Source organism: Streptomyces sp. NPDC044044, assembly GCF_056434405.1.
Map to the genome: position 1 here is coordinate 225,969 of NZ_JBWKFG010000011.1, position 19,301 is coordinate 245,269.

18 protein-coding genes and 1 pseudogene are annotated in these 19,301 nt (G+C 71.8%); 9 read left to right on the forward strand and 10 right to left on the reverse strand.

Annotation, left to right across the window (positions count from 1 at the left end; translation table 11 throughout):
• Positions 1 to 189 precede the first annotated feature (189 nt).
• From AC07AG_RS36915 to AC07AG_RS36945, 7 genes are all read left to right on the forward strand, one after another.
• Positions 190 to 375 (forward strand): hypothetical protein, encoded by a 186-nt coding sequence (locus tag AC07AG_RS36915; RefSeq protein ID WP_478760898.1) that lies wholly within the window; start codon positions 190 to 192, stop codon positions 373 to 375.
• A gap of 195 nt (positions 376 to 570) precedes the next feature.
• Entirely contained in the window at positions 571 to 1,359 is a 789-nt protein-coding gene (locus AC07AG_RS36920; RefSeq protein ID WP_478760900.1) for a thioesterase II family protein, read from the forward strand.
• Positions 1,352 to 2,737: a condensation domain-containing protein gene (locus AC07AG_RS36925; RefSeq protein ID WP_478760901.1), complete on the forward strand. Its 1,386-nt coding sequence runs from the start codon at positions 1,352 to 1,354 to the stop codon at positions 2,735 to 2,737. The genes AC07AG_RS36920 and AC07AG_RS36925 overlap by 8 nt, the downstream gene beginning before the upstream one ends.
• Before the next feature lie 12 nt (positions 2,738 to 2,749).
• Entirely contained in the window at positions 2,750 to 4,525 is a 1,776-nt protein-coding gene (locus AC07AG_RS36930; protein ID WP_478760903.1) for a fatty acyl-AMP ligase, read from the forward strand.
• Positions 4,522 to 6,390, forward strand: a complete 1,869-nt coding sequence (locus tag AC07AG_RS36935) for an acyl-CoA dehydrogenase family protein (protein WP_478760905.1) — start codon at positions 4,522 to 4,524, stop codon at positions 6,388 to 6,390. Before AC07AG_RS36930 ends, AC07AG_RS36935 begins: the two co-directional genes overlap by 4 nt.
• Positions 6,390 to 8,105: an acyl-CoA dehydrogenase gene (locus AC07AG_RS36940; protein ID WP_478760906.1), complete on the forward strand. Its 1,716-nt coding sequence runs from the start codon at positions 6,390 to 6,392 to the stop codon at positions 8,103 to 8,105. The genes AC07AG_RS36935 and AC07AG_RS36940 overlap by 1 nt, the downstream gene beginning before the upstream one ends.
• Before the next feature lie 86 nt (positions 8,106 to 8,191).
• Positions 8,192 to 8,479 carry an acyl carrier protein gene (locus AC07AG_RS36945; RefSeq protein WP_478760908.1) on the forward strand — a complete coding sequence of 96 codons (288 nt, stop codon included), beginning with the start codon at positions 8,192 to 8,194 and terminating at the stop codon, positions 8,477 to 8,479.
• A 58-nt stretch (positions 8,480 to 8,537) separates the two neighbouring features.
• On the opposite strand, the gene AC07AG_RS36950 is transcribed toward AC07AG_RS36945, so the two are convergent.
• Both AC07AG_RS36950 and AC07AG_RS36955 read right to left on the reverse strand, forming a co-directional pair.
• Positions 8,538 to 9,254 carry an AfsR/SARP family transcriptional regulator gene (locus AC07AG_RS36950; protein WP_478760909.1) on the reverse strand — a complete coding sequence of 239 codons (717 nt, stop codon included), beginning with the start codon at positions 9,252 to 9,254 and terminating at the stop codon, positions 8,538 to 8,540.
• Positions 9,255 to 9,435: 181 nt separating this feature from the next.
• Complete coding sequence (locus AC07AG_RS36955; protein ID WP_478760910.1) at positions 9,436 to 9,879, reverse strand: hypothetical protein; 444 nt, start codon at positions 9,877 to 9,879, stop codon at positions 9,436 to 9,438.
• Between the two features lie 186 nt (positions 9,880 to 10,065).
• Between AC07AG_RS36955 and AC07AG_RS36960 the strand changes: the two genes are divergently transcribed.
• Positions 10,066 to 11,049, forward strand: a complete 984-nt coding sequence (locus AC07AG_RS36960; RefSeq protein ID WP_478760912.1) for a TauD/TfdA family dioxygenase — start codon at positions 10,066 to 10,068, stop codon at positions 11,047 to 11,049.
• A gap of 3 nt (positions 11,050 to 11,052) precedes the next feature.
• Here the strand turns inward: AC07AG_RS36960 and AC07AG_RS36965 are convergent, their stop codons facing one another.
• Positions 11,053 to 11,700 carry a response regulator gene (locus AC07AG_RS36965; RefSeq protein ID WP_478760913.1) on the reverse strand — a complete coding sequence of 216 codons (648 nt, stop codon included), beginning with the start codon at positions 11,698 to 11,700 and terminating at the stop codon, positions 11,053 to 11,055.
• A pseudogene (locus tag AC07AG_RS36970) lies at positions 11,688 to 12,377 on the reverse strand (sensor histidine kinase); the annotation flags it as partial. The gene AC07AG_RS36965 and the pseudogene AC07AG_RS36970, both read right to left, overlap by 13 nt.
• Before the next feature lie 236 nt (positions 12,378 to 12,613).
• Between AC07AG_RS36970 and AC07AG_RS36975 the strand changes: the two are divergent.
• On the forward strand, positions 12,614 to 13,066 hold the full coding sequence (locus tag AC07AG_RS36975; RefSeq protein WP_478760914.1) for an LPXTG cell wall anchor domain-containing protein: 453 nt from the start codon (positions 12,614 to 12,616) through the stop codon (positions 13,064 to 13,066).
• A 26-nt stretch (positions 13,067 to 13,092) separates the two neighbouring features.
• Here the strand turns inward: AC07AG_RS36975 and AC07AG_RS36980 are convergent, their stop codons facing one another.
• Genes AC07AG_RS36980 through AC07AG_RS37005 form a run of 6 tightly spaced genes read right to left on the reverse strand, consistent with a single transcriptional unit; the run spans position 13,093 to position 19,203 of the window.
• Positions 13,093 to 14,064 (reverse strand): fumarylacetoacetate hydrolase family protein, encoded by a 972-nt coding sequence (locus AC07AG_RS36980; RefSeq protein ID WP_478760916.1) that lies wholly within the window; start codon positions 14,062 to 14,064, stop codon positions 13,093 to 13,095.
• Between the two features lie 38 nt (positions 14,065 to 14,102).
• Positions 14,103 to 15,035 (reverse strand): VOC family protein, encoded by a 933-nt coding sequence (locus AC07AG_RS36985; RefSeq protein WP_478760918.1) that lies wholly within the window; start codon positions 15,033 to 15,035, stop codon positions 14,103 to 14,105.
• Positions 15,036 to 15,039: 4 nt separating this feature from the next.
• A complete protein-coding gene (locus AC07AG_RS36990; protein ID WP_478760919.1) occupies positions 15,040 to 16,056 on the reverse strand; it encodes an amidohydrolase family protein in 1,017 nt (338 codons plus the stop codon).
• Positions 16,053 to 17,183: an FAD-dependent oxidoreductase gene (locus tag AC07AG_RS36995; RefSeq protein ID WP_478760920.1), complete on the reverse strand. Its 1,131-nt coding sequence runs from the start codon at positions 17,181 to 17,183 to the stop codon at positions 16,053 to 16,055. Before AC07AG_RS36995 ends, AC07AG_RS36990 begins: the two co-directional genes overlap by 4 nt.
• Before the next feature lie 41 nt (positions 17,184 to 17,224).
• On the reverse strand, positions 17,225 to 18,190 hold the full coding sequence (locus AC07AG_RS37000; protein WP_478760921.1) for a cyclase family protein: 966 nt from the start codon (positions 18,188 to 18,190) through the stop codon (positions 17,225 to 17,227).
• Positions 18,187 to 19,203 carry a fumarylacetoacetate hydrolase family protein gene (locus AC07AG_RS37005; RefSeq protein ID WP_478760922.1) on the reverse strand — a complete coding sequence of 339 codons (1,017 nt, stop codon included), beginning with the start codon at positions 19,201 to 19,203 and terminating at the stop codon, positions 18,187 to 18,189. The genes AC07AG_RS37000 and AC07AG_RS37005 overlap by 4 nt, the downstream gene beginning before the upstream one ends.
• Positions 19,204 to 19,301 lie beyond the last annotated feature (98 nt).

The following is a 19,301-nucleotide window of genomic DNA, read 5'->3' on the forward strand; positions in this document are numbered from 1 at the left end:
CGGGCCGGCCGGGTCCGCCGCCGACAGTGACCTGCCATGTCCGGATGATGACAGGGCTCACCAGAGAAATGCATTCCTGAACCGGTGATAATCGTCGTCGGAGAGAAACGGCCGGCACCTCAGAAGGGTGTCGCCACATCACCAAAGGCGTAGGCGTCATCCGCATACGCCGCACAGAATGGAACCCCCATGTACGCGCACCATTCACTTTTCCGTTCCGTACGCGACAGGTCCTCCCTCGCACGCCTCGGCGCGGCCGCACTCCTCACGGCCGCCGCTTCGGTGGTCGCGGTGGCGGCTGTCGCTCCCGTCTCCGCGCACACCGCGTCGCAGCAGGTGGCGAGCGGCCCCGGCAACAACAACGGCTGGGACTGACCTCCCCGAAGCCGTCGACGAAGCAAGCCCGACACCCCGCCACCGGCTCGCCGGCGGCGGGGTGTCGGCGTGTGTGCCGTGGCTGCGCCCCGGCTCACGGCGCCGGTATGGGGCAAATATAGCCGCGCTCCTTAACGTGAACGCGCGGCTCAACACCCCTGCCTTAGCGGGCTGTCACGGCTATAGAGGAAGAATATGACCGACGCGGACAGCGCCTGGTTTCACCACAGCGGCACCACTGTGAATCCGGACCTTCGTCTGGTGTGCTTTCCCCATGCGGGCGGCACACCGAATTCCTTCCGCGGCTGGGCCCAGCGGCTGCCCGCGGGTACGGGCGTTCTCGCCGTCTGCTACCCCGGACGCCACAAGCGCCTCGCGGATCCGTTGGTGCACGGCATGGAGGACATGGCCGACCGGATCGCAAAGGCACTGCTGCCGTACGCGGACACGCCCCTGGCTTTCTTCGGCCACAGCATGGGAGCGGGCATCGCCTACGAGGTCGCCCTGCGTCTGGAACAGCGCGCGGGCGTCCGTCCGTTGCGGCTCTTCGTCTCCGCGTTCCGCGCCCCGCACGTGCGGGTGCCGTCCGACACGCCGGCCGACGACTCCACGCTGGTCGAGGAGTTGCGCGCCCTCGGCAGCTCCGCCATGGCCGCCCTTGACCACCCCGACGTACTGCGCCTCGTGCTCCCCACCCTGCGGGCGGACATGGGCCTGGTCGCCGCGTACGGATCGCGCCCGGCCGACCGGGTCGGCTGCCCCCTGGTCGCCTACGCGGGCGACCAGGACCGCGGCTGCGGGCCCGACGCCATGCGCGCCTGGTCGCGGCTGACCAGCGCGCGGTTCGAGCAACGGACCTTCGCGGGCGGCCACTTCTATCTGGAACCGCGCGAGGCGGAGCTGCTCGCGGACCTGTCCGGGCACCTCGGCGACGACCTGCGGTTGTGGCACGCGCTCGCGGCGGCGGGCGGTGGCCGTGGCTGACATCCGTCCGCTCTCGCACGGGCAGGAAGCCCAGTGGTTCCTGCACCAGTTGGTCCCCGGCGCCACCGCCTACCACACGGGTGTCGCCGTACGCATCAGCCGCTCCCCGGACGTCGCCGCCCTCGCGCGGGCCGTGGAGCTGCTCGCCGTACGCCACGACATGCTGCGCTCGACCTTCGGCACCGACGGCGGCCGACCGGTGCGCCGGGTGGCGCCGGTGGGCACCGTGCGGCTTGAGCACCGGGAAGCCGGCGCCATGAGCGACGAAGCCCTGCGCGCCGAGGTCGCCGCCGCGCTCACCGCGCCGTACCGCCTGGAGGAGGAGTCCGCGTTCAGGTTCGTGCTGTGGACCAGGACGACGGGTGACGCGGTCCTGCTCGTCGGGGGCCACCACATCGCCACCGACGCCGCCTCCGACACCGTGCTCCTGCGCGATCTGCTGCGGCTCCACGAGTCCTGTGCCACCGGCGGCGATCCACGCCTGCCCGTCCTCCGCGGCGGCTTCGACGACGAAGTGGCCAAGGAACAGGCCTTGTTGGCTTCACCTCGCGGCGCCGATCTCGGGCGGTACTGGCAGGGGGTCTGCCGCGGCTCGGCCGCCGCCGAGCTGCCCACGGACCTGCCGCGCCCCGCCACGCAGTCCCTGGCCGGTGACACCTGCCGGGTCACCGTGCCCACCGCGACGGCAGCGCGGCTGCGCGATGCCGCGCGGGCGGCGGGAGTCACCCCGTTCGCCCTGCTGCTCGGCTCGTTCCAGGCCCTGCTGTACCGCTCCACGCGGCGGCGGGACTTCCTCGTCGGCGCTCCGCTCACCACCCGGATGAGCACGAACAGCCGTCATCTCGTGGGCAACTTCATCAACACGGTGGTCTTCCGGGCGGAGATCACACCGGTCACGTCCTTCCGTGACCTGGCCGAGTCCGTCATGGAGCAGGTCAAGTCCGGCGTGGACGCCATCCGTTACCCCTTCTCACTCGTGGCCCGGGACCTGGGCCGCGCTCCGGGGGCCGCGCGTGCCCGGGTGTACGGGATCACCTTCAACATGCTGAGCACCGCGCACCTGGAACCCGCACTGCGACCGCTGCTCGACGCGGGGCGCCCGGACGCCACGACCGAGTACGCGGGCCTCGCCGTGGGCCCGTACCCGCTGCCCCAGCAGGAGGGGCAGCTCGACCTCGGCGTCGACGTGGTGCAGGGCGCGGACACCTTGACGGTCGACTTCCGTTACGACGGGGCCCTGTTCGAGCGGGAGACCGTGGAGCGGCTGGCCCACCACTACCTCCGTGCCGTCGAGATCGCCACCGACGACCCGGCGACGCACGTCGCGAGAGCGCCGCTGTGGGCCACCCCGGCCCCGCGCGCCACCACCGAGATCTAAGGAGTTTTCCGTATGTCCGAGCTGCCTCTCGAGAACCTGGTGACGCGCCTCGAACGCAACGCACGCGAGCTGACGGCCAAGGACGCCGTCATCTTCGTACGGCCGAAGGGCGACGAACGCGTCGAGGAGCGGCTGACGTTCGGGCAACTGCGCGACGAGGCCCGCGCGATCGCGCGATGGCTGCGCGGCCACTGCGCCGAGGGCGACCGCGTGCTGCTGCTCTACCCCTCCGGCCTCGACTTCGTGAAGGTGCTCATCGGCTGCCTGTACGCGGGGGTCGTGGCTGTCCCCGCCCCCGCGCCGAGCGGCGGCGGACGGCGCGGCGCGCGCATGGCCGGGGTGGCACGGGACGCCGACGTGTCCATGGTGCTCACCGACTCCGGACATCTGGCCGCGGCCGAGGAGTTCCTCCAGGACGCGGGTCTGGGGCTGCTGCCCTGTGTGGCCACCGACACCGTGGACCTGGGCGCCGCCGGTGACCTGCCGGAGCCGCCGCGGTTCTCCGACGACAAGGTCGCCGTCCTTCAGTACACATCGGGCTCGACCAGCGACCCCAAGGGAGTCCTCCTCACCCACGGGGCCCTCGCCCACAACCTGTGGCTGATCGAGACGGCCCTCGGCCCCGACCAGGAGACCAGGGCGTGCAGTTGGCTGCCGCCCTACCACGACATGGGCCTGATCGGCATGCTCTTCTCGCCGCTGTATCTGGGCGCGAGCGTCGTGCTGATCTCGCCGATCGACTTCCTGCGCCGCCCCCGCCTGTGGTTCGAGCTGATCCAGGAGCACCGGAGCACCTTCACCACCGCGCCCAACTTCGCGTACGACCTGCTCGCCAAGCACGTCACGGACGAGCAGCTCGCCGGTCTCGACCTCTCCAGCGTGCGCTGGGCCCTCAACGGCTCGGAGCCGATCGACGCCAGGACCCTGGAGCGCTTCAGCACCCGCTTCGCGGCGGCCGGCTTCGACCCGGCCGCCCTGAAGCCCTGCTACGGCATGGCCGAGACGGCCCTCTTCGTCGCGGGCACCCCGGAGGAGCACGGTCCCGTGGTGGCCACCGTCGACGCCGCGGACCTGGAGAAGAACGTGTTCACGCCCTCGCCCGCGGGTCAGGCCGTCCGGCAGCTCGTCAGCAGCGGCCGGGTGGTGGACCTGGACGTACGGATCGTCGACCCCGAGTCGGCCGCCGAGCTGCCGGACGGCATGGTGGGCGAGATCTGGGTCCGCGGCAGGAGCATCACCGCCGGGTACTGGCGCAACCCCGAGCAGACCGCCCGCACCTTCGACGCGACCACCTCGGGCGGCGAGGGCGGGTTCGTCCGCACCGGTGACCTCGGGACGCTGCACCACGGCGAGTTGTACGTCACGGGCCGGATCAAGGACGTCCTCATCGTCCGTGGCCGGAACCTGTACCCGCACGACATCGAACGCGACGTCTCCACGCTGCACCCGGCCTTCGAAGGCCTGCAGACCTGCGTGTGCGCGGTGCCCGCCGAGCGCGATGACCGCGAGGAGATCGTGGTCATGCAGGAGTTCCGGGTGCCCGCGGGCACGGAATTCGACCACGCCGCGGTGACCCGCCAGGTCCGCGCCGAGCTCGGTGAACTCCTGGGAGTACGCGTCTCGAACGTGGTCCTGCTGCGCCCCGGACACGTGCGCCGCACCAGCAGCGGCAAGGTGCAGCGCTCGCTGATGCGGGACCTGTTCATGACGGACGCTCTCAAGCCCGTCCACGAGGACCTCGATGCCGGAATCGTCCGCCGTTACCGCACCCAGGGCGGCGCCGCATGATCTCGGCACAGACGCGGACGGCAACGGGAACCGACGGGCACGATGCCCGGACTCCCCGTGCGGTCCCCCCGGCGTACGCCGCGGCGCTCCGCCTCGACGAGCGTCTCGGCGACCCGGACGATCCCGGCAGGCTCTTCTCGTACGCCCGCTGCGGCGCCCTGGACGACGCCGAGGTGTTCCCGCTGGAGATCTGCCGCGAACTCGACGTGCTCGGCCTGCCGCGCGCCTATGTGCCTGCGGCCCACGGAGGCGCCCTTGAGGGGTACGACGAGGCGATCCAGCTCATGCGGGCCGTCGCCCGCCGCGATCTGACGGTCGCCATCGCGCACGGGAAGACCTACCTGGGCGCGGTCTGCCTCTGGGTGGGCGGCGATCCGGAGCAGGCCGCCCGTCTCGGCGAGCGGATCGCCGACGGGGCGGTCGTCTCGTGGGGACTGACCGAACGCGACCACGGCAGCGACCTGCTGGCGGGCGAGGTGGTGGCCGAGCGGACCGTCGGCGGCTACCGCCTCACCGGCGAGAAGTGGCTGATCAACAACGCCACGCGCGGGCATCTGGTCTGCGTGCTCGCCCGTACCTCCCCGGACGGCGGGCCGCGCGGCTTCAGCCTGCTGCTGGTCGACAAGGACGCCCTGGCGCCGGGCCGGTTCCGCCCGCTGCCCGCCGTGCGGCTGCACGGAATCCGCGGCGCGGACATCAGCGGCATCGCCTTCTCCGGCGCCGACGTGCCCGAGTCCGCACTGGTCGGACGGGTGGGCGAAGGTGTGGAGACGGTCGTCAAGAGCCTGCAGCTGACGCGCACGCTGTGCAGCTCGCTGTCGCTGGGTGCCGCCGACCAGGCGCTCGGGATGAGCCTGACGTACGCCCACGAGCGGACCAACTACGGCCGCAAGCTGATCGATCTGCCGCAGACCCGGCGCCTGATCACCGAGTCCTACGCCGACCTGCTGCTCGCGGAGGCGGTCTCGCTGGTCGCGGGGCGTGGCATCCACACGCTGACCGGAGAGCTCTCGGCCGCGTCGTCCGCCGTGAAGTTCTTCGTGCCGACGCTGGTGGAGGGGCTCCTCGGCCGGCTGGCCCGGGTCATGGGCTCGCGTTCCCTGCTGGTCGGCGACACCTACCGGCACGGCCGCTTCCAGAAGGTGCAGCGCGACCATCGCATCGTGGGCATCTTCGACGGCAACACCGTCGTGAACCTGCACTCCTTGATCAACCAGTTCCCGCAGCTGGTACGGGGATACCGGCGCGGCCGGGTGGACGGCGCCGGCCTGCACGCGGCCACCACGCTGCGGGAACCGCTGCCCGGGTTCGATCCCGGCCGTCTCGACCTGCTCACCCGGACCGGCTGCAGCCCGGTCCAGGCACTGCCCGCCGCCTGCGACGCGCTGCGCGAGCTGGCCGCCGCGGGCGAGGTCCCCGCTGCGCTCGGCGCTCTGGCGGCGCGGCTGCGGGCGGTCACGGACGCGTTGCACGACCAGCTGGCCGCGCACCGGCCGACCGCGATCGACGTCCCGGCGCAGGCCTTCGTCCTGGCCGAGCGGTACGCCCTGTGCTTCGCGGCGTCGGCCGCGATCCATCTGTGGCTGAACAACCGGAGCGACATCGACGACCCGGTCACGGCCGGGCTGTGGGAGTCCGCTCTGTGGCTCGAAGCCTGTCTCACCGGTCTGCTGCACCGGCTCGACCCGGAAGGCTCGCGGACGGACGAGACGGTGACGGACGCCAAGGACACCACGCACGCCACGGACGGCACGGACGGCGGCACGACCGACGTGTACGAACGACTCGCGGTGCCGCTCCTCGCGCAGCACGCCGCGGGCCGGCTGCCCTCACTTCTGCCCTACCCGCACCCCGAGGACCACTGATGACCACCCTGCCAGGCCATCCCCCGGCGCTCGCCGACCCGGACATGCCGGAGCCCCTGGAGCAGCTTCTCGGGGACCCCCTCGATCCGGACAACCCCCTGAGCTACGACGCCTTCCTCGCCGCGGACGAACGGGGCGACCTGCTGCCCGCGGGGCGCGCACTGCTGGATTCGTTCGGGCTCGGCGCCGAGTTCGTGCCGCGCGCACTGGGCGGCCGGCTGCGCCAGGCCGACGAACTGGCGCGCGTGCTGCGGCCGCTGTTCCGCCGCGACGGCTCGCTGGGCCTGGGGCACGGCGCCATCAACCTCATCGCGTCCGCCCCGGTCTGGTCCGCCGGATCCCCCGAGCAGCACCGCCGGATGGCGGACCTGCTCCTGTCGGGCGGTCAGACGGCAGGGGCGTACACCGAACTGGCCACCGGCCACGACCTGGTCGCCTCGCGGGTGAGAGCCACCCGGCAGCCGGACGGCTGGGCCCTCTCCGGCCGCAAGGAGGTGATCAACAACGTGACGCGGGCGCACGCCGTCACTGTCCTCGCCCGCAGCAGCGAGGAGCCCGGAAGCCGCAGCCACTCGCTGTTCCTGCTCGACATGGCTTCCGTACCGCGCGAACGGCTGCGCTTCCTGCCCCGGTTCCGCTCCTCGGGGCTGCGGGCGATCCACCTCGGCGGGGTGGACTTCGACGACTGCCCGCTGCCCGGATCGGCACTGGTGGGGGAGGAGGGCGGAGCACTGGAGACGGTGCTGCGGGCCTTCCAGGTCACCAAGGCCGTGCTGACCGGCGCCACGCTGGGATCACTGGACACCCAGCTGCGCACGGTCACGGCGTTCGCGGCGCGGCGCCGCCTGTACGGCCGGCACACCAGTGAACTCCCGCATGTCCGCTCGGTGTTGACCGGGGCTTTCGTCGACCTGCTGATCGCCGACTGCCTGTCCACCACCGTGTGCCGCGCGCTGCACGTGATGCCCCGGATGACGAGCCTGTACGCCCCGGCCGCCAAGTACCTCGTCCCGCTGCTGACCCAGGAGGCCATGGACGGTCTGGCGACGGTCCTCGGCGCCCGCTCCTTCCTGCGGGAGGGCCCTCACGGGATCTTCCAGAAGCATCTGCGGGATCTGCCGGTCGGCTCCCTGGCCCACTCGGGCGCCACCGTGTGCCAGGCGACGATCGTTCCCCAGCTGACCCGGCCCGCGCGCAGAAGCTGGTTCGTGACGGAGCCCGCGCCCGCCTCGCTGTTCCGGATCGGCGAACCCCTCGACGACCTGGACTTCCGGGCCCTGGAGATCACGGCCGGCGCCGACGACGGACTGCTCGCGGTCCTGCCCGAAGCGGCCGAGCGGTTCCGTATGGATCCGGTCCTCGGCCCGCTGTGCGAGCGGCTGACCGGGGAACTGCGGACCCTGCGCGACGACTGCCTGGCGCTCGCCCCGCGCGACCGGACGCCTCTGGCGGGGCCACGGGGTTTCGAGACGGCGGAGCGGTACGCGGTGCTGGCCGGGGCCGCCGCCTGCCTCGGCGTCTGGCAGCACAACCGCGACCGTGCGGGTCCCTTCCTGCGGGACACGGCGTGGCTGGCGACGGCCCTCCAGCGGCTGGCCGCCCGCCTCGGGCACGCCCCCGCACAGGTCATGGACACCGGGGCCCTCTTCGACGAGCTCACCAGGCGTCACGAGGAGAACGAGGGCTTCGACCTGATCGGCGGGCGGCTGGCATGACCGCCGGCCCGACCACCCCTCTCACGCTCGCGGGTACGCCCCCGGCACCCCTGTTCACCCGTCTCATTCACCGAAGGAGCCGCACGATGACTTCCACCGTTCCGCAGCACGACCGCACGACGCCCCCCGAAGCGCAGGAGCTGAGCGACTGGCTGCGGGAGCGGGTGGCGTTCTTCCTCGAATGCCCGGCCGCCGACATCGCCGTGGACGTCAAGCTCGTCGAGTACGGCCTTGACTCGCTGTACGCGCTGACGCTCTGCGGCGACATCGAGGACACCTTCGGCATACCCGTCTCGCCGACGCTGGCCTGGGACCATCCGACCATCGAGTCCATCGTGGGGCTGCTCGCCGCACGGCCCGCGCAGGCGAGCTGAACGCCGTGTGCTCCCTCCCCGGCCGGGGAGGGAGCACACGGCGTGGGATTCCCAGGTCCTACGCGGACGCCAGGTGCAGATGCGGCAGGTCGTCGGCGTACGGGAGGCTGCCGTCGAGGACGGCCTGGTGGGCCTGGGTCAGCGCGGGGCCCGGGTCGATGCCGAGTTCTTCGGCGAGGACCCTGCACCCCGTGCGGTAGACCGACAGGGCGTCGGCCTGCCGGTCGCAGCGGTACAGCGCGATCATCAGGAACGCCCGCAGCCTCTCGCGTACGGGGTGCTCCAGGACGAGGCCCGTCAGCTCGGGCACGAGCCTCTGGTGCCGGCCGAGCGCGAGATCCGCCTCGATCCGCTGCTCAAGGACGGTCGCCCGTGCCTCTTCGAGACGCGGACGCTCGGCGTCCGCGAGGAAGTCGGTCACATCGGCCAGGGGCGAGCCCTGGTAGAGGCCGAGCGCCGACCTGAGCAGGGCCGACGCCTCTCCGTACAGCCCCAGGTCCAGGGCGTGGCGGCCGCGTTCGGCCAGGCGGTCGAACTCCAGAAGGTCCAGGCGGTCCTGCCCGGTGCGGATGAAGTAGCCGGGAGTGCGCCTCACCAGCTCGACGTCGGGCCCGAGTTGCTTGCGCAGGCGGGACACGTAGGTGCATATCTGTGCGTTCCTCGTGGTCGGGGGTTCCCATCCCCACAGCAAGGAGCTCATGCGGTCGTCGGACACCGTGCGGCCGCGCGCCAGCAACAGCGCCGCCAGAACGGTCTGCATCTTCGTGCCGGCCAAGGCGACCCGCCTCGTGCCGTCCCATACCTCTACTGGGCCGAGAATCCGGAATTCCACTGTTCCCCCTGCTGATTGCGGCTGCCGGACCGGTCCGGCAACAACAATGTTGAGCGAGAACAAGGGCGGAATGATTGGCTCCGATCTGGCAGGACCCTGCACGTGCAGTGTGCTGTCAGTGCCGTCAGCCGCTCGCTCCGGCGCTCCCGCGATACACCCGGCGGCGCTCGACGGTGCCGTCGGCGCGGGTGACGGCGACGCTGTGATGCCTGCCCTCCGACACGGAGATCCAAAACGCCCCGCGCACCGCCGTCGCCTCCCGGCCGCGGTGCGTCGCGCGCAGCCTGCCGCGCGTGAAGGTCACCTGTTCCGGCGGCGCATCGCTTCCTTCGGCCAATACTCCCCAGGCGAGGGTGAGTTCACGGCCCTCGCACGCGTCGGTGTGGGCGCCGCGCAGCAGGCCGGGCCGCAGTGACGTGGGCACCACGATGTCCAGCAGCTCGTCGCCGCCGTAGACCTCCAGGGCCGGGCGCCCCTTCGAAGCGGACGCGAACCGCAGCGACCAGCACGTCCCAAGGAGGGGGAACCGGCCGGTCTCCGGCGTCTCTCGCGTCGACAGGGTGTACATCGCGCCCAACCTCTTTCCGCACCTCCTCGCGAGGTGACAACACGAGTCTGGTCGGCGTGCGGGCCCGGGTCCTCAACGCCAGTACCCGAGTTCATGGTGGTGCTGGCTTCACCCTCGTATCGAACAAATATGGGGGCGCGGTGGACCGTGAGGCATCGGGATCACGAGAGGAAAAGGACGACGACGATGGCAACGACGGCCCAGGCTCCCACGACGCGGCCCCTCGACACCACACTCGACGGAACCGAACGCGACGAGATCGCACGGCTCGCCACGGTGCTCGCCGCCACCGGCTCCCGGCTGGTCGACGACCTGGCATGGCTGGACCAGGCACGCGCACTGTCCAGCGGCCTTCCGGAAGGCGTACGCGCCGCGATCCGCCGCTTCCGTCACGATCCGGGCTCCGGCGGCCTGATGACGCTGAGGAACCTGCCGGTGGGCGACACACAGCTGCCTCCCACTCCGACGGTGGCGGGGTCGGTGGAGCGCGCGGCCACGGTGCCCGCGGCCGTGGCCGTCCTGCTCAGCCTGCACCTGGGGGAGATCGCGTCCTTCCGCGAGGAGAAGACCGGCGCGCTGGTGCAGAACGTGGTGCCCGTGCCCGGCCAGGAGACGGAGCAGAGCAACGCGGGCTCCATCCCGCTCGACCTGCACGTGGAGAACGCGTTCCACCGGAACAGGCCCGACTACGTGGGGCTGCTGTGCCTGCGCGGCGACCACTCGGGGACCGCCGGAACCCTGACGTCGTCGATCCGGGAGGCACTCCCGCTCCTGTCCGACGAGGACCTGGAGCAGCTCCGGAGCCCCGCGTTCGTCACCGAGCCGCCGCCCTCCTTCGGGGCGGGCGACAGCACTCCGGTGCACGCGGTCCTGGAGGGGGACCCCGCGGACCCGAACGTCCGGGTGGACTTCCACGCGACGCACGCGCGCGACGACGCGGGCAAGCTCGCCCTGGAGCGGCTGCGCGACGTGTTCCTGGAGGTCGCGACCGAACTGGTCCTTCAGCCGGGGGAGATGGCGTTCGTGGACAACCGCGTGGCCATCCACGGCCGGACGGCGTTCACGCCCCGCTACGACGGCCGTGACCGGTGGCTGCACCGCACCTTCGTCCACCTGGACCACCGCCGTACCCGCGTCCACCGCGCCGACGGCGGCCCGGTCCTCAGCTGACCGTCAGGCGCCTTCCAGGAAGCGCAGCACCGCGAGGACGCGGCGGTGGTCGCCCTCGGCCTGCCCGAGGTCGAGTTTGGCGAGGATGTTGTTGATGTGCTTGGCGACAGCGCTCTCGCCGATCACGAGACGCTCGGCGATCCCGGTGTTGGAACGCCCCTCCGCCATCAGCGACAGCACCTCCCGCTCGCGGGGGGTCAGCCGCTCCAGCGGGTCGTTGCCGCCGCGTCGCAGCAGCAGCTGGGCGACCACCTGCGGGTCGAGGGCCGTGCCGCCGGCCGCGACGCGGCGCACCGCGTCGATGAACTCCTCGACGTCGGCGACGCGTTGCTTGAGCAGATAGCCGAAGCTGCCCGCCTGGGTGGTCAGGAGATCGGCGGCGTAGCGCTCCTCCACGTACTGGGACAGCAACAGGACGGCGGTGTCCGGCCATTGGCCTCGGATCGTGAGGGCCGCCTTCACGCCCTCGTCGGTGAAGCCGGGCGGCATCCGCACGTCGACGAGCGCGAGCTCGGGCCGGTGCTTGTCGACTGCCGCCAACAAGGCCTGGGCGTCGCCGGTTTCGGCCGCGACCTCGAAGCCCGCCATTTCGAGGACCTTGACGAGTCCGATCCTGAGCAGGACCGAGTCCTCCGCGATTACAGCCCGCACGGCAACTCCACAGCGATGGTTGTCGGGCCCCCGAGGGGGCTGTTGATCAGGGTGGTTCCGTCGGCCGACCCTACTCGCCGCGAGAGCGCGGCGAGCCCGGCGCCCCGCTCCGGGTCGGCGCCGCCGACGCCGTCGTCGGCGACGCTGATCCGCAGCAGGTCGCCGTGGCGTCGCAGACGTATCGCGACGTGCGTGGCGCGGGCGTGCCGGACGGCGTTGGCGAGGGCCTCGGAGACGACGAAGTACGCCACCGCTTCCACCGTGGGCGCGGGCCGTTCGCAGATGTCCACGGTGAGGGTCACCGGGAGCGGTGCGAGCGCGGCGATCCCGGAGAGCGCGGCGTCGAGGCCCCGGTCGTCGAGGACCGCCGGGTGCAGTCCCCGCACCAGGCCGTTGAGCTCCTCGATGGCCTGCTTCGCCTCGCTGTGCGCCTGGTCGATGGCCTCCTTGGCGCCGGGCGGCAGATCGGTGAGGACGGCGCGGGCCAGGCCCAGATTCATGGCGAGGGAGATCAGCCGCTGCTGGGCTCCGTCGTGCAGCGCTCGTTCGAGACGGCGGCGCTCGGTGTCGGCGGCGTCCAGGGCCCCCGCCCTGCTCGCCGCCAGATCGCGGACGCGCCGCTGGAGCTCCCGGGTGCGGCTCGGGCCCGGCAGCGCACGGCTGAGCACCGTGAGGAGGAGGGCGGTGGCCGCCACCGACAGCGCGAGGGGCATCCCCGGCCGGGACGGAATCGACTTTGCCATGGCACGGAACGGTAGAGGGCCTGGTCGGGGCGGGCCATCAACACAGTGCCCGAGCCGATGGTGAAGCTGGCACCACCAAGGGACGGATCCCATCGTTACTGATTTCCGGCGGCCGGACGGCCAGGCTTGAGCACGTACCCGAGACCCGGGTCGGAAGGAGTTCCGGTTCCATGACCGCCGTCGCGCCGCCCCCCTCCCATACGTCCCTTCGTACGTCCCTCCGTACGTTCCGGCCGCGGAGGCCGTCGCTGTCGACCGCCCTCGTCGTCGCGGGCGCGGCGCTGGTCCCGTGGCTGGCCGTACTCGCGGTGACGCTGCCCTCCACGGCCGATGCGCACCACTGGCCGCTGGCATGGGCGGGCCTGGACGGGGCGCTCGCGGTGGGCCTGGCGGCGACGGGACTGCTGCGGGCGCGGCGCGACCCCCGCCATGTGCTGACCGCCGCCGCCGTGGCCGCGCTGCTCCTGATGGACGCCTGGTTCGACACCTTGACCGCGGCGCCGGGCCCCGAGACCGTGACCGCCCTGGTGATGGCGGTCTGCGTCGAGGTGCCGCTGGCCCTGCTGTGCCTGAGGCTCGCGGTACGCGGCCTGGGTAAGGGCTCCGCCCAGAAGGGCAGCTGACGACCAGCTGCCAGTCACGATCACGGTCACGGGCGCTCGCGCGTGCGGCGGCGGCCGGTGGGCAGTGGCAGCGGATCGGGGCCCGGGACCACCGTGTTGGTGAGCGTGCCGATGGCCTCCGCGGTGAGGGTGACCGTGTCGCCCGGCTTCAGGGGCGGCGGGGAGGGTTCGCCTCGTCTGCCCCACAGTTCCGCGAGGCATCCGCCGTTGCCGCAGGTGCCGGAGGCGAGGACGTCGCCGGGGACGACGCGGGTGCCGCGCGAGGCGTGGGCGACCATCTCCTCGAAGGTCCAGCTCATGTTGGACAGCAGGTCCTTGCCGATCACCTGGCCGTTGACCTCGGCGGTCAGGGCCAGGCGCAGGAAGCCGTCCGGGTCGCGGTACGGCTCCAGTTCGTCGGCGGTGACGAGGCAGGGGCCGAGCGTGGTGGCGGTGTCCTTGCCCTTGCAGGGGCCGAGGCCGACCTTCATCTCGGCCGACTGGAGATCGCGGGCCGACCAGTCGTTGAAGACGGTGTAGCCCACGATGTGGTCGCGGGCCCGCTCCGGGGTGAGGTCGGCGCCCTCACGGCCGATGACCGCGGCGACCTCCAGCTCGTAGTCCAGGGCGGTGGAGCCCGGAGGCATCGGGATCCCGTCGTGCGCGCCGAAGACCGCGTGGGGGTTCGTGAAGTAGAACGTCGGTGCCGCGTACCACTGCTCGGGAACGCCGCCCACGCCCTCCACCGAGCGGCGGACTCCCTCGACGTGCTCCTCGAACGTGACGAAGTCCCTTATGGACGCGGGCTGGAGGGGAGGGAGGAGCCGCACCTGGGACACATGCGGTCCTGGTGGTGCGTCCAGGGCTGCCGCGCCCGCGTCCAGCAGGTCGGGCAGACCGCCTCCCGCGCGGATCAGCTCCGTCAGTGAGCCGACGCCGGGCACGGGGTGGAGCGTGCCGTCGTCCTCGACGACCGCGACACGGGCGCGGTGCTGGTGTTCGTAGGCGGCGAAACGCATGAGCGGGTTCTCCCTTCCGTCTCTCCTCGGGTGTCCGGTCAGACCGGCGGGGCGATGAACACGCCGCGGTCGGGGTCGTTGAACGACTCCTTGGCGACCAGTTCGTTCATCGCGTTCGCTGTGCCCCACTGGTCGGTGACCTCGGGCTGCGAGAAGTCGTAGACGTGCGGGTGCCAGGTGTCCTCGTCGAGGAGCTCCAGCTCCGTCGTGTACTCGACCGTGTTGCCGTGCGGGTCCAGGAAGTACGTGAACGTGTTGTCGCCCGCCATGTGCCGTCCGGGCCCCCAGATCTTCCGGAACCCGGCGCGCATGACGCGGCCCGAGCCGCGCATGTACTCGTCGATGCCGCGCATCTCGAAGGAGACGTGGTGCAGGGCGGTGTGCGGGCCCTGGGCGATGGCCATGGAGTGGTGCTGGTTGCTGATCCGCATGAAGTGCATGACCTCGCCCATGTGCGGGGAGCTGAGCGTGTCCGAAAGGGCGAAGCCCAGGTGGCGCTCGTACCACTGCCTCGTCCGGTTCAGGTCCGGGGAGTTGAGGACCACGTGCGACAGCTTGACCGGGATCGCCTCCTTCTCCTCGATCTTGCGGTGCCGCCGCACCTCGACGTCCGTGGAGACCTCGATGGTGCGGCCGTCGACGTCGAAGAAGCGGAAGCCGTAGCCCCCTCCGGGAGTGTCGACCGCACCCGGTTCGGAGATCAACTGCACGTCGCCAGCAGCGAGTTGGGCAGCGAGTGTGTCCACGTCCGCGCGCGATGCCGCGCCGTACGAGACGAGGTCGAGGCGCTTCTCCGCAGCTTTGCGCAGGCGCACCACGTACTGTTCGGGCGATCCTTCGGCGGCGAGGAAAGAGATGCCGGAGTCCTCGGCGACCTTCGTCAGGCCCCAGACGCCGGAGTAGAAGTCGAGCTGCTTGTCGTAGTCGGGGACGGCCAGGTCGACATGCCTGAGGTGGGTGAGCAGGCGCATGGTGTCAGTCCGTTCGCTGAAGTCGCAGGAGGGCCGCCGCGTTGCCGCCGCGCACGGCGGCGAACTCGGCCTCGGTCAGGCGGGCGGCGCGCAGCGCGCCCACCGGGTCGTCGGTGCCCATGTCGAAGGGGAAGTCGGAGCCCAGGAGCACGCGGTCCGCACCCGCCGTACGGATCAACTCCCGTAGTACGTACGGGTCGTGGACCAGCGAGTCGAAATGGATCCGCTTGAGGTAGCTGCTCGGCGGGTGGGCGCAGCCCGACCCGGCGTCCGGGCGGGCGGCCCAGGCGTGGTCGGAGCGGCCGATGTGCGTGGGCAGATAGCCGCCCCCGTGCGCCGCGATCAGCTTCAGGTCCGGGTGCCGGTCGAGTACGCCGGAGAAGATGAGGTGGGAGAGCGCGACCGCGTTCTCGGTGGGCTGCCCGACCGTGTTGGACAGGTACCACCGGTCCAGACGGTCGTCGAGCGTGCAGCCGAAGGGGTGCAGGAAGATCAGCGCGCCTGTCTCGTCGGCGCGGGCCCAGAAGGGCTCGTACGCCGGGTCGGACAGCTCGCGGCCGGGCGCGTGGCTGGAGATCTCCACTCCCGACAGGCCCTGTTCCACGGCGTCGTTGAGGGCGCGCACGGCCTGGTCCGGATGCTGGAGCGGGGCGAGCCCCAGGCCCTTGAGGCGGTCGGGGGCCACCGAACAGTGCGCGGCCGTCGCCTCGTTGGCCAGCCGGTACACCTTCTCGGCCGTCTCCTCGTCCGCCCAGTAGTGGTAGTGCGACGGCGACGGGCTGATCAGTTGTACGTCCACACCCTGGGCGTCCATCGCGGCCAGGCGCACGGAGGCGTCTATGAGCCGGGGGACGCGCTCGCGCACCATGGGGCCGCTGACGGCGAGGGCGGCCGGGCCGTTGCGCAGGGCGTCCAGCGCCTTCGCCTCCGCGTGGCCGGGCAGGTCCGCGACGAGAGCCTCGATCTCGGGGAGCAGGACGTGCGCGTGCACGTCCACGGTGGGAACGGCCGGGCGGCTCACGGGCGCTCCTTGAGCAGGGCCATGGTGCGGCCCATCAGGCCGGGCACGTCGGCGTCGCGCACCCCGTCGAGCTGCCACCGGCCGATCTGCACGGACGCCTCCACGACCGGCCGCACCCGCTGGACGCGCCGTTCGTAGTACGTCAGGAACAAGGCGTCGTCCCACTCGTCGGCGCCGGTCAGGAGCTCGGCGAGGACGAGCGCGTCCTCCAGGGAGAGCGCCGCGCCCTGCGCGAGGGTGGGCGGGCAGCAGTGGGCGGCGTCACCGGCCAGGACCACCCGTCCGCGGTGCCAGGAGCCCTCCACCAGCATCCGGTCGAACCAGGTGTAGTTGACCTTCGCCGGGTCGGTGATGTGCGGGGTGATCTCCGGCCAGAAGCCGCCGTAGTGCCGTGCGAGGGACCGCATCTCGTCGGCGTACGACTCGGCGGGTATCGAGGCGCGGTCCCGGCTCGCCTCGACGAGGAACGCGTAGAGCGTGGAGTCGCCGGTCGGGCAGTAGCCGGCGATGTAGGCCGGGCCGCCGTACGCCAGGTCGGCGCGGACGACGCCTTCGGGGCGCGGGGCCGCGATGCGCCAGATGGCCATGCCGGTGGGCTCGGGCTCGGCGGTGATGCCGATCGCGGCACGGGTGGCGGAGCCGACGCCATCGGCGGCTATGACCAGGTCGTAGCGCCCGGTCGTGCCGTCGCTGAACCGCACCGTCACCCCCTCGGGATCCTGGTCGAGGGACGCGGCGCGGGTGCCGAGGCGCACGGTTGCTCCGGACGCGCGCACGGCGTCGATGAGGATCTGCTGGAGCCTCGGGCGCTGGATGCCGACGGTGGCGGGCAGGTCGTCGCCGCCCGTGCGGATGTCATCGGCGGCGTGCAGGACGGTGCCGTCGGGCGCCGTGATGCCGACCGAGCCGAAGCCGTGGCCGGACTCCCGTACCCGCTCCCATACGCCGAGTTCGCGCAGGACGCGCAGGGCGTTGCCCTGGAGGGTGATGCCGGAGCCCGCGGTGGCGTTCCAGTCGTCCTTGGCCTCGATCAGGTCCACGGCGAGGCCGGCCCGGCGCAGCAGGATCGTGGCCGCGTTGCCGGCCGCGCCACCGCCGATGACGAGGACCGTTCGTCGTGCGCTCATGCGATGAACTCCCTTGCTCCATAGCTGAGTTGATCCGTCGTTCACTTGACCGCGACCGGGTTGACCGGGGAGCCTACGGCGCCGGTGATGGGCAGGGGTGCCGCGGTCAGCCAGAACTCGTGCACGCCGTCGGCCGCGCAGTCGTCGGCGAGCGCGTCGAGGTCCCACATCTCGCCGATCAGCAGGCCGATGTGGGGAATCGCGATCTGGTGCAGCGGCTGGAAGGCGTGCTCGAACTCGTTGGGCCGCACCTCGAATCCCCAGGTGTCGGTGGCGAGCGCGGCCATCTCGGTGCCGTGCAGCCAGCCCGCGGTGGTGAACGAGAGACCGGGGGCCGGGCCGCCCGCGTAGTCGCCCCAGCCGTCGCGGCGGGTGCGGGCCAGCTGTCCCGTGCGGACAAGGACGATGTCGCCGCGTCCGACGCGAACGCCGTGCGCCTCCGCCGTCGCGGTGAGGTGGTCCTCGGTGATCGCGAAGCCGTCGGGCAGCTCGCCGTCGTCGCCGATCACCCGGCCCACGTCGAGCAGCACCCCGCGCCCGGCGACGTGCGGCGCCATGTGCTCGATGCCGGTCACCAGGTCGCCCTCGGAGGTGACGACCCGCGCGGCGTCCCTGCCGTTCCAGGCCTTGCCGTGGTCGAAGATGTGCCCGAGCCCGTCCCACTGCGTCGAGCACTGCAAGGGCATCGTGATCACGTCGTCCGCGCCGCCCAGGCCGTGCGGGAAGGGGTGGTTGCCGAGGGCGAAGTCGGCCCCCGTGTCGAGCATCGTGTGCACCGGATTGCTGCGGCGGCGCCAGCCCCTCTGCGGACCGTGCGTGTCGAAGCGCTGGGAGAGCGAGAAGCTGACCCCGCGCCGCACCAGCGCCGCGCCTTCCCTGCGCTTGGCCGCGTCGAGGAAGTTGAGGGTGCCAAGGACGTCGTCCTCGCCCCAACGGCCCCAGTTGGAGCAGGCCTTGGCGGTGCGGGCGATGGCGCCCTCCGGGTCGGTGCGGTCCGGCGGCGTCACGACGCCACCTCCGTCACGCACCGGGTGCGCTGGGCGCCGAGCCCCGTGAGGGAACCGTCCATCACGTCGCCGTCGCGCAGCAGCCGCCCCCAGTGCATGCCGTTGCCGGCCGGGGAGCCCGTCAACACCACGTCACCGGGCAGGAGTCGGGCGGACTGGGAGGCGTACGAGATCATGCGGGCGACGTCGAAGATCATGTCCTTGGTGGACTCGTCCTGCATGGTCTCGCCGTTGAGCTTCAGGGTGACCCGCAGATCGCCCGGCTCGGCGATCGAACCGGCGGGCACGATCCACGGCCCGAGCGGAGTGAAACCGGGCGCGTTCTTGCTGCGCAGCCAGTCGGTGCCGATCTGCGGCATGTCCCGGCGGAAGACGCTCGCCCGGTCGGTGAGGTCGTTGGCGATGGTGTATCCGGCGACGTGATCCAGCGCTTCGGCCACCGGGACCCGATGGGCGGTCCGACCGATGACCGCGGCCAACTCCAGCTCCCAGTCCGGCTGCTGGGCCCACGCGGGCAGGACGACATCGTCGTACGGACCCGTGATCGCGCTCGGCAGCCCGATGAACACGTACGGCAGGTCGTCGGCCGCCCGCCGGTCCATGAGCGCGGCGGCCTCCTCGCGCCGCTCCTCCTCGGACCGCTCGTCCGACGGGGCGCGGTGGGCGACATGGAGGTCGATGACGTGCTTGCGGTAGTTGGCGCCGGACTGGAAGACCTGCCGCGGCTCGACCGGCGCGTGCACGCGGAACGCGGCCAGCGGCCGTCGCTCCGGACCGCCGCCCCGGCCGTCGTCGGCGGCCAGCGCGTGCAGCCGGGGGAGGAACTCGTCCCAGCGTTCGAGGAGTCCGCGCACGGTGAGCGCCGGTTCTCCGAACGCCGTGCGTACGTCGATCGCCTGCCCGTCGGGAGTCACGAGAGCGGGAAAGCCCGAAGGGGCCCTCTGGTCCGGGGCGGAGAGGGTGCCGAGGGCGAAGGGCCCGGCGAAGAGCGCGGATGCGGGTTCGGCTTTCACGAACGTGTCCTCCTGATTGCGGTGTGACCAATCTGGACCCGCCACCCTGGATCAGGGAAATCGATTCTGTGGATACTCGGAATCCACCGCGTCTATGG

What these genes read in the sequence shown, in the direction of transcription:
- AC07AG_RS36915 (WP_478760898.1), top strand. Translation starts at nt 190, where the DNA reads ATGTACGCGCACCATTCACTTTTCCGTTCCGTACGCGACAGGTCCTCC.
- AC07AG_RS36920 (WP_478760900.1), top strand. Translation starts at nt 571, where the DNA reads ATGACCGACGCGGACAGCGCCTGGTTTCACCACAGCGGCACCACTGTG.
- AC07AG_RS36930 (WP_478760903.1), top strand. Translation starts at nt 2,750, where the DNA reads ATGTCCGAGCTGCCTCTCGAGAACCTGGTGACGCGCCTCGAACGCAAC.
- AC07AG_RS36935 (WP_478760905.1), top strand. Translation starts at nt 4,522, where the DNA reads ATGATCTCGGCACAGACGCGGACGGCAACGGGAACCGACGGGCACGAT.
- AC07AG_RS36940 (WP_478760906.1), top strand. Translation starts at nt 6,390, where the DNA reads ATGACCACCCTGCCAGGCCATCCCCCGGCGCTCGCCGACCCGGACATG.
- AC07AG_RS36945 (WP_478760908.1), top strand. Translation starts at nt 8,192, where the DNA reads ATGACTTCCACCGTTCCGCAGCACGACCGCACGACGCCCCCCGAAGCG.
- AC07AG_RS36955 (WP_478760910.1), bottom strand. Translation starts at nt 9,879, where the DNA reads ATGTACACCCTGTCGACGCGAGAGACGCCGGAGACCGGCCGGTTCCCC.
- AC07AG_RS36960 (WP_478760912.1), top strand. Translation starts at nt 10,066, where the DNA reads ATGGCAACGACGGCCCAGGCTCCCACGACGCGGCCCCTCGACACCACA.
- AC07AG_RS36975 (WP_478760914.1), top strand. Translation starts at nt 12,614, where the DNA reads ATGACCGCCGTCGCGCCGCCCCCCTCCCATACGTCCCTTCGTACGTCC.
- AC07AG_RS36980 (WP_478760916.1), bottom strand. Translation starts at nt 14,064, where the DNA reads ATGCGTTTCGCCGCCTACGAACACCAGCACCGCGCCCGTGTCGCGGTC.
- AC07AG_RS36985 (WP_478760918.1), bottom strand. Translation starts at nt 15,035, where the DNA reads ATGCGCCTGCTCACCCACCTCAGGCATGTCGACCTGGCCGTCCCCGAC.
- AC07AG_RS36995 (WP_478760920.1), bottom strand. Translation starts at nt 17,183, where the DNA reads ATGAGCGCACGACGAACGGTCCTCGTCATCGGCGGTGGCGCGGCCGGC.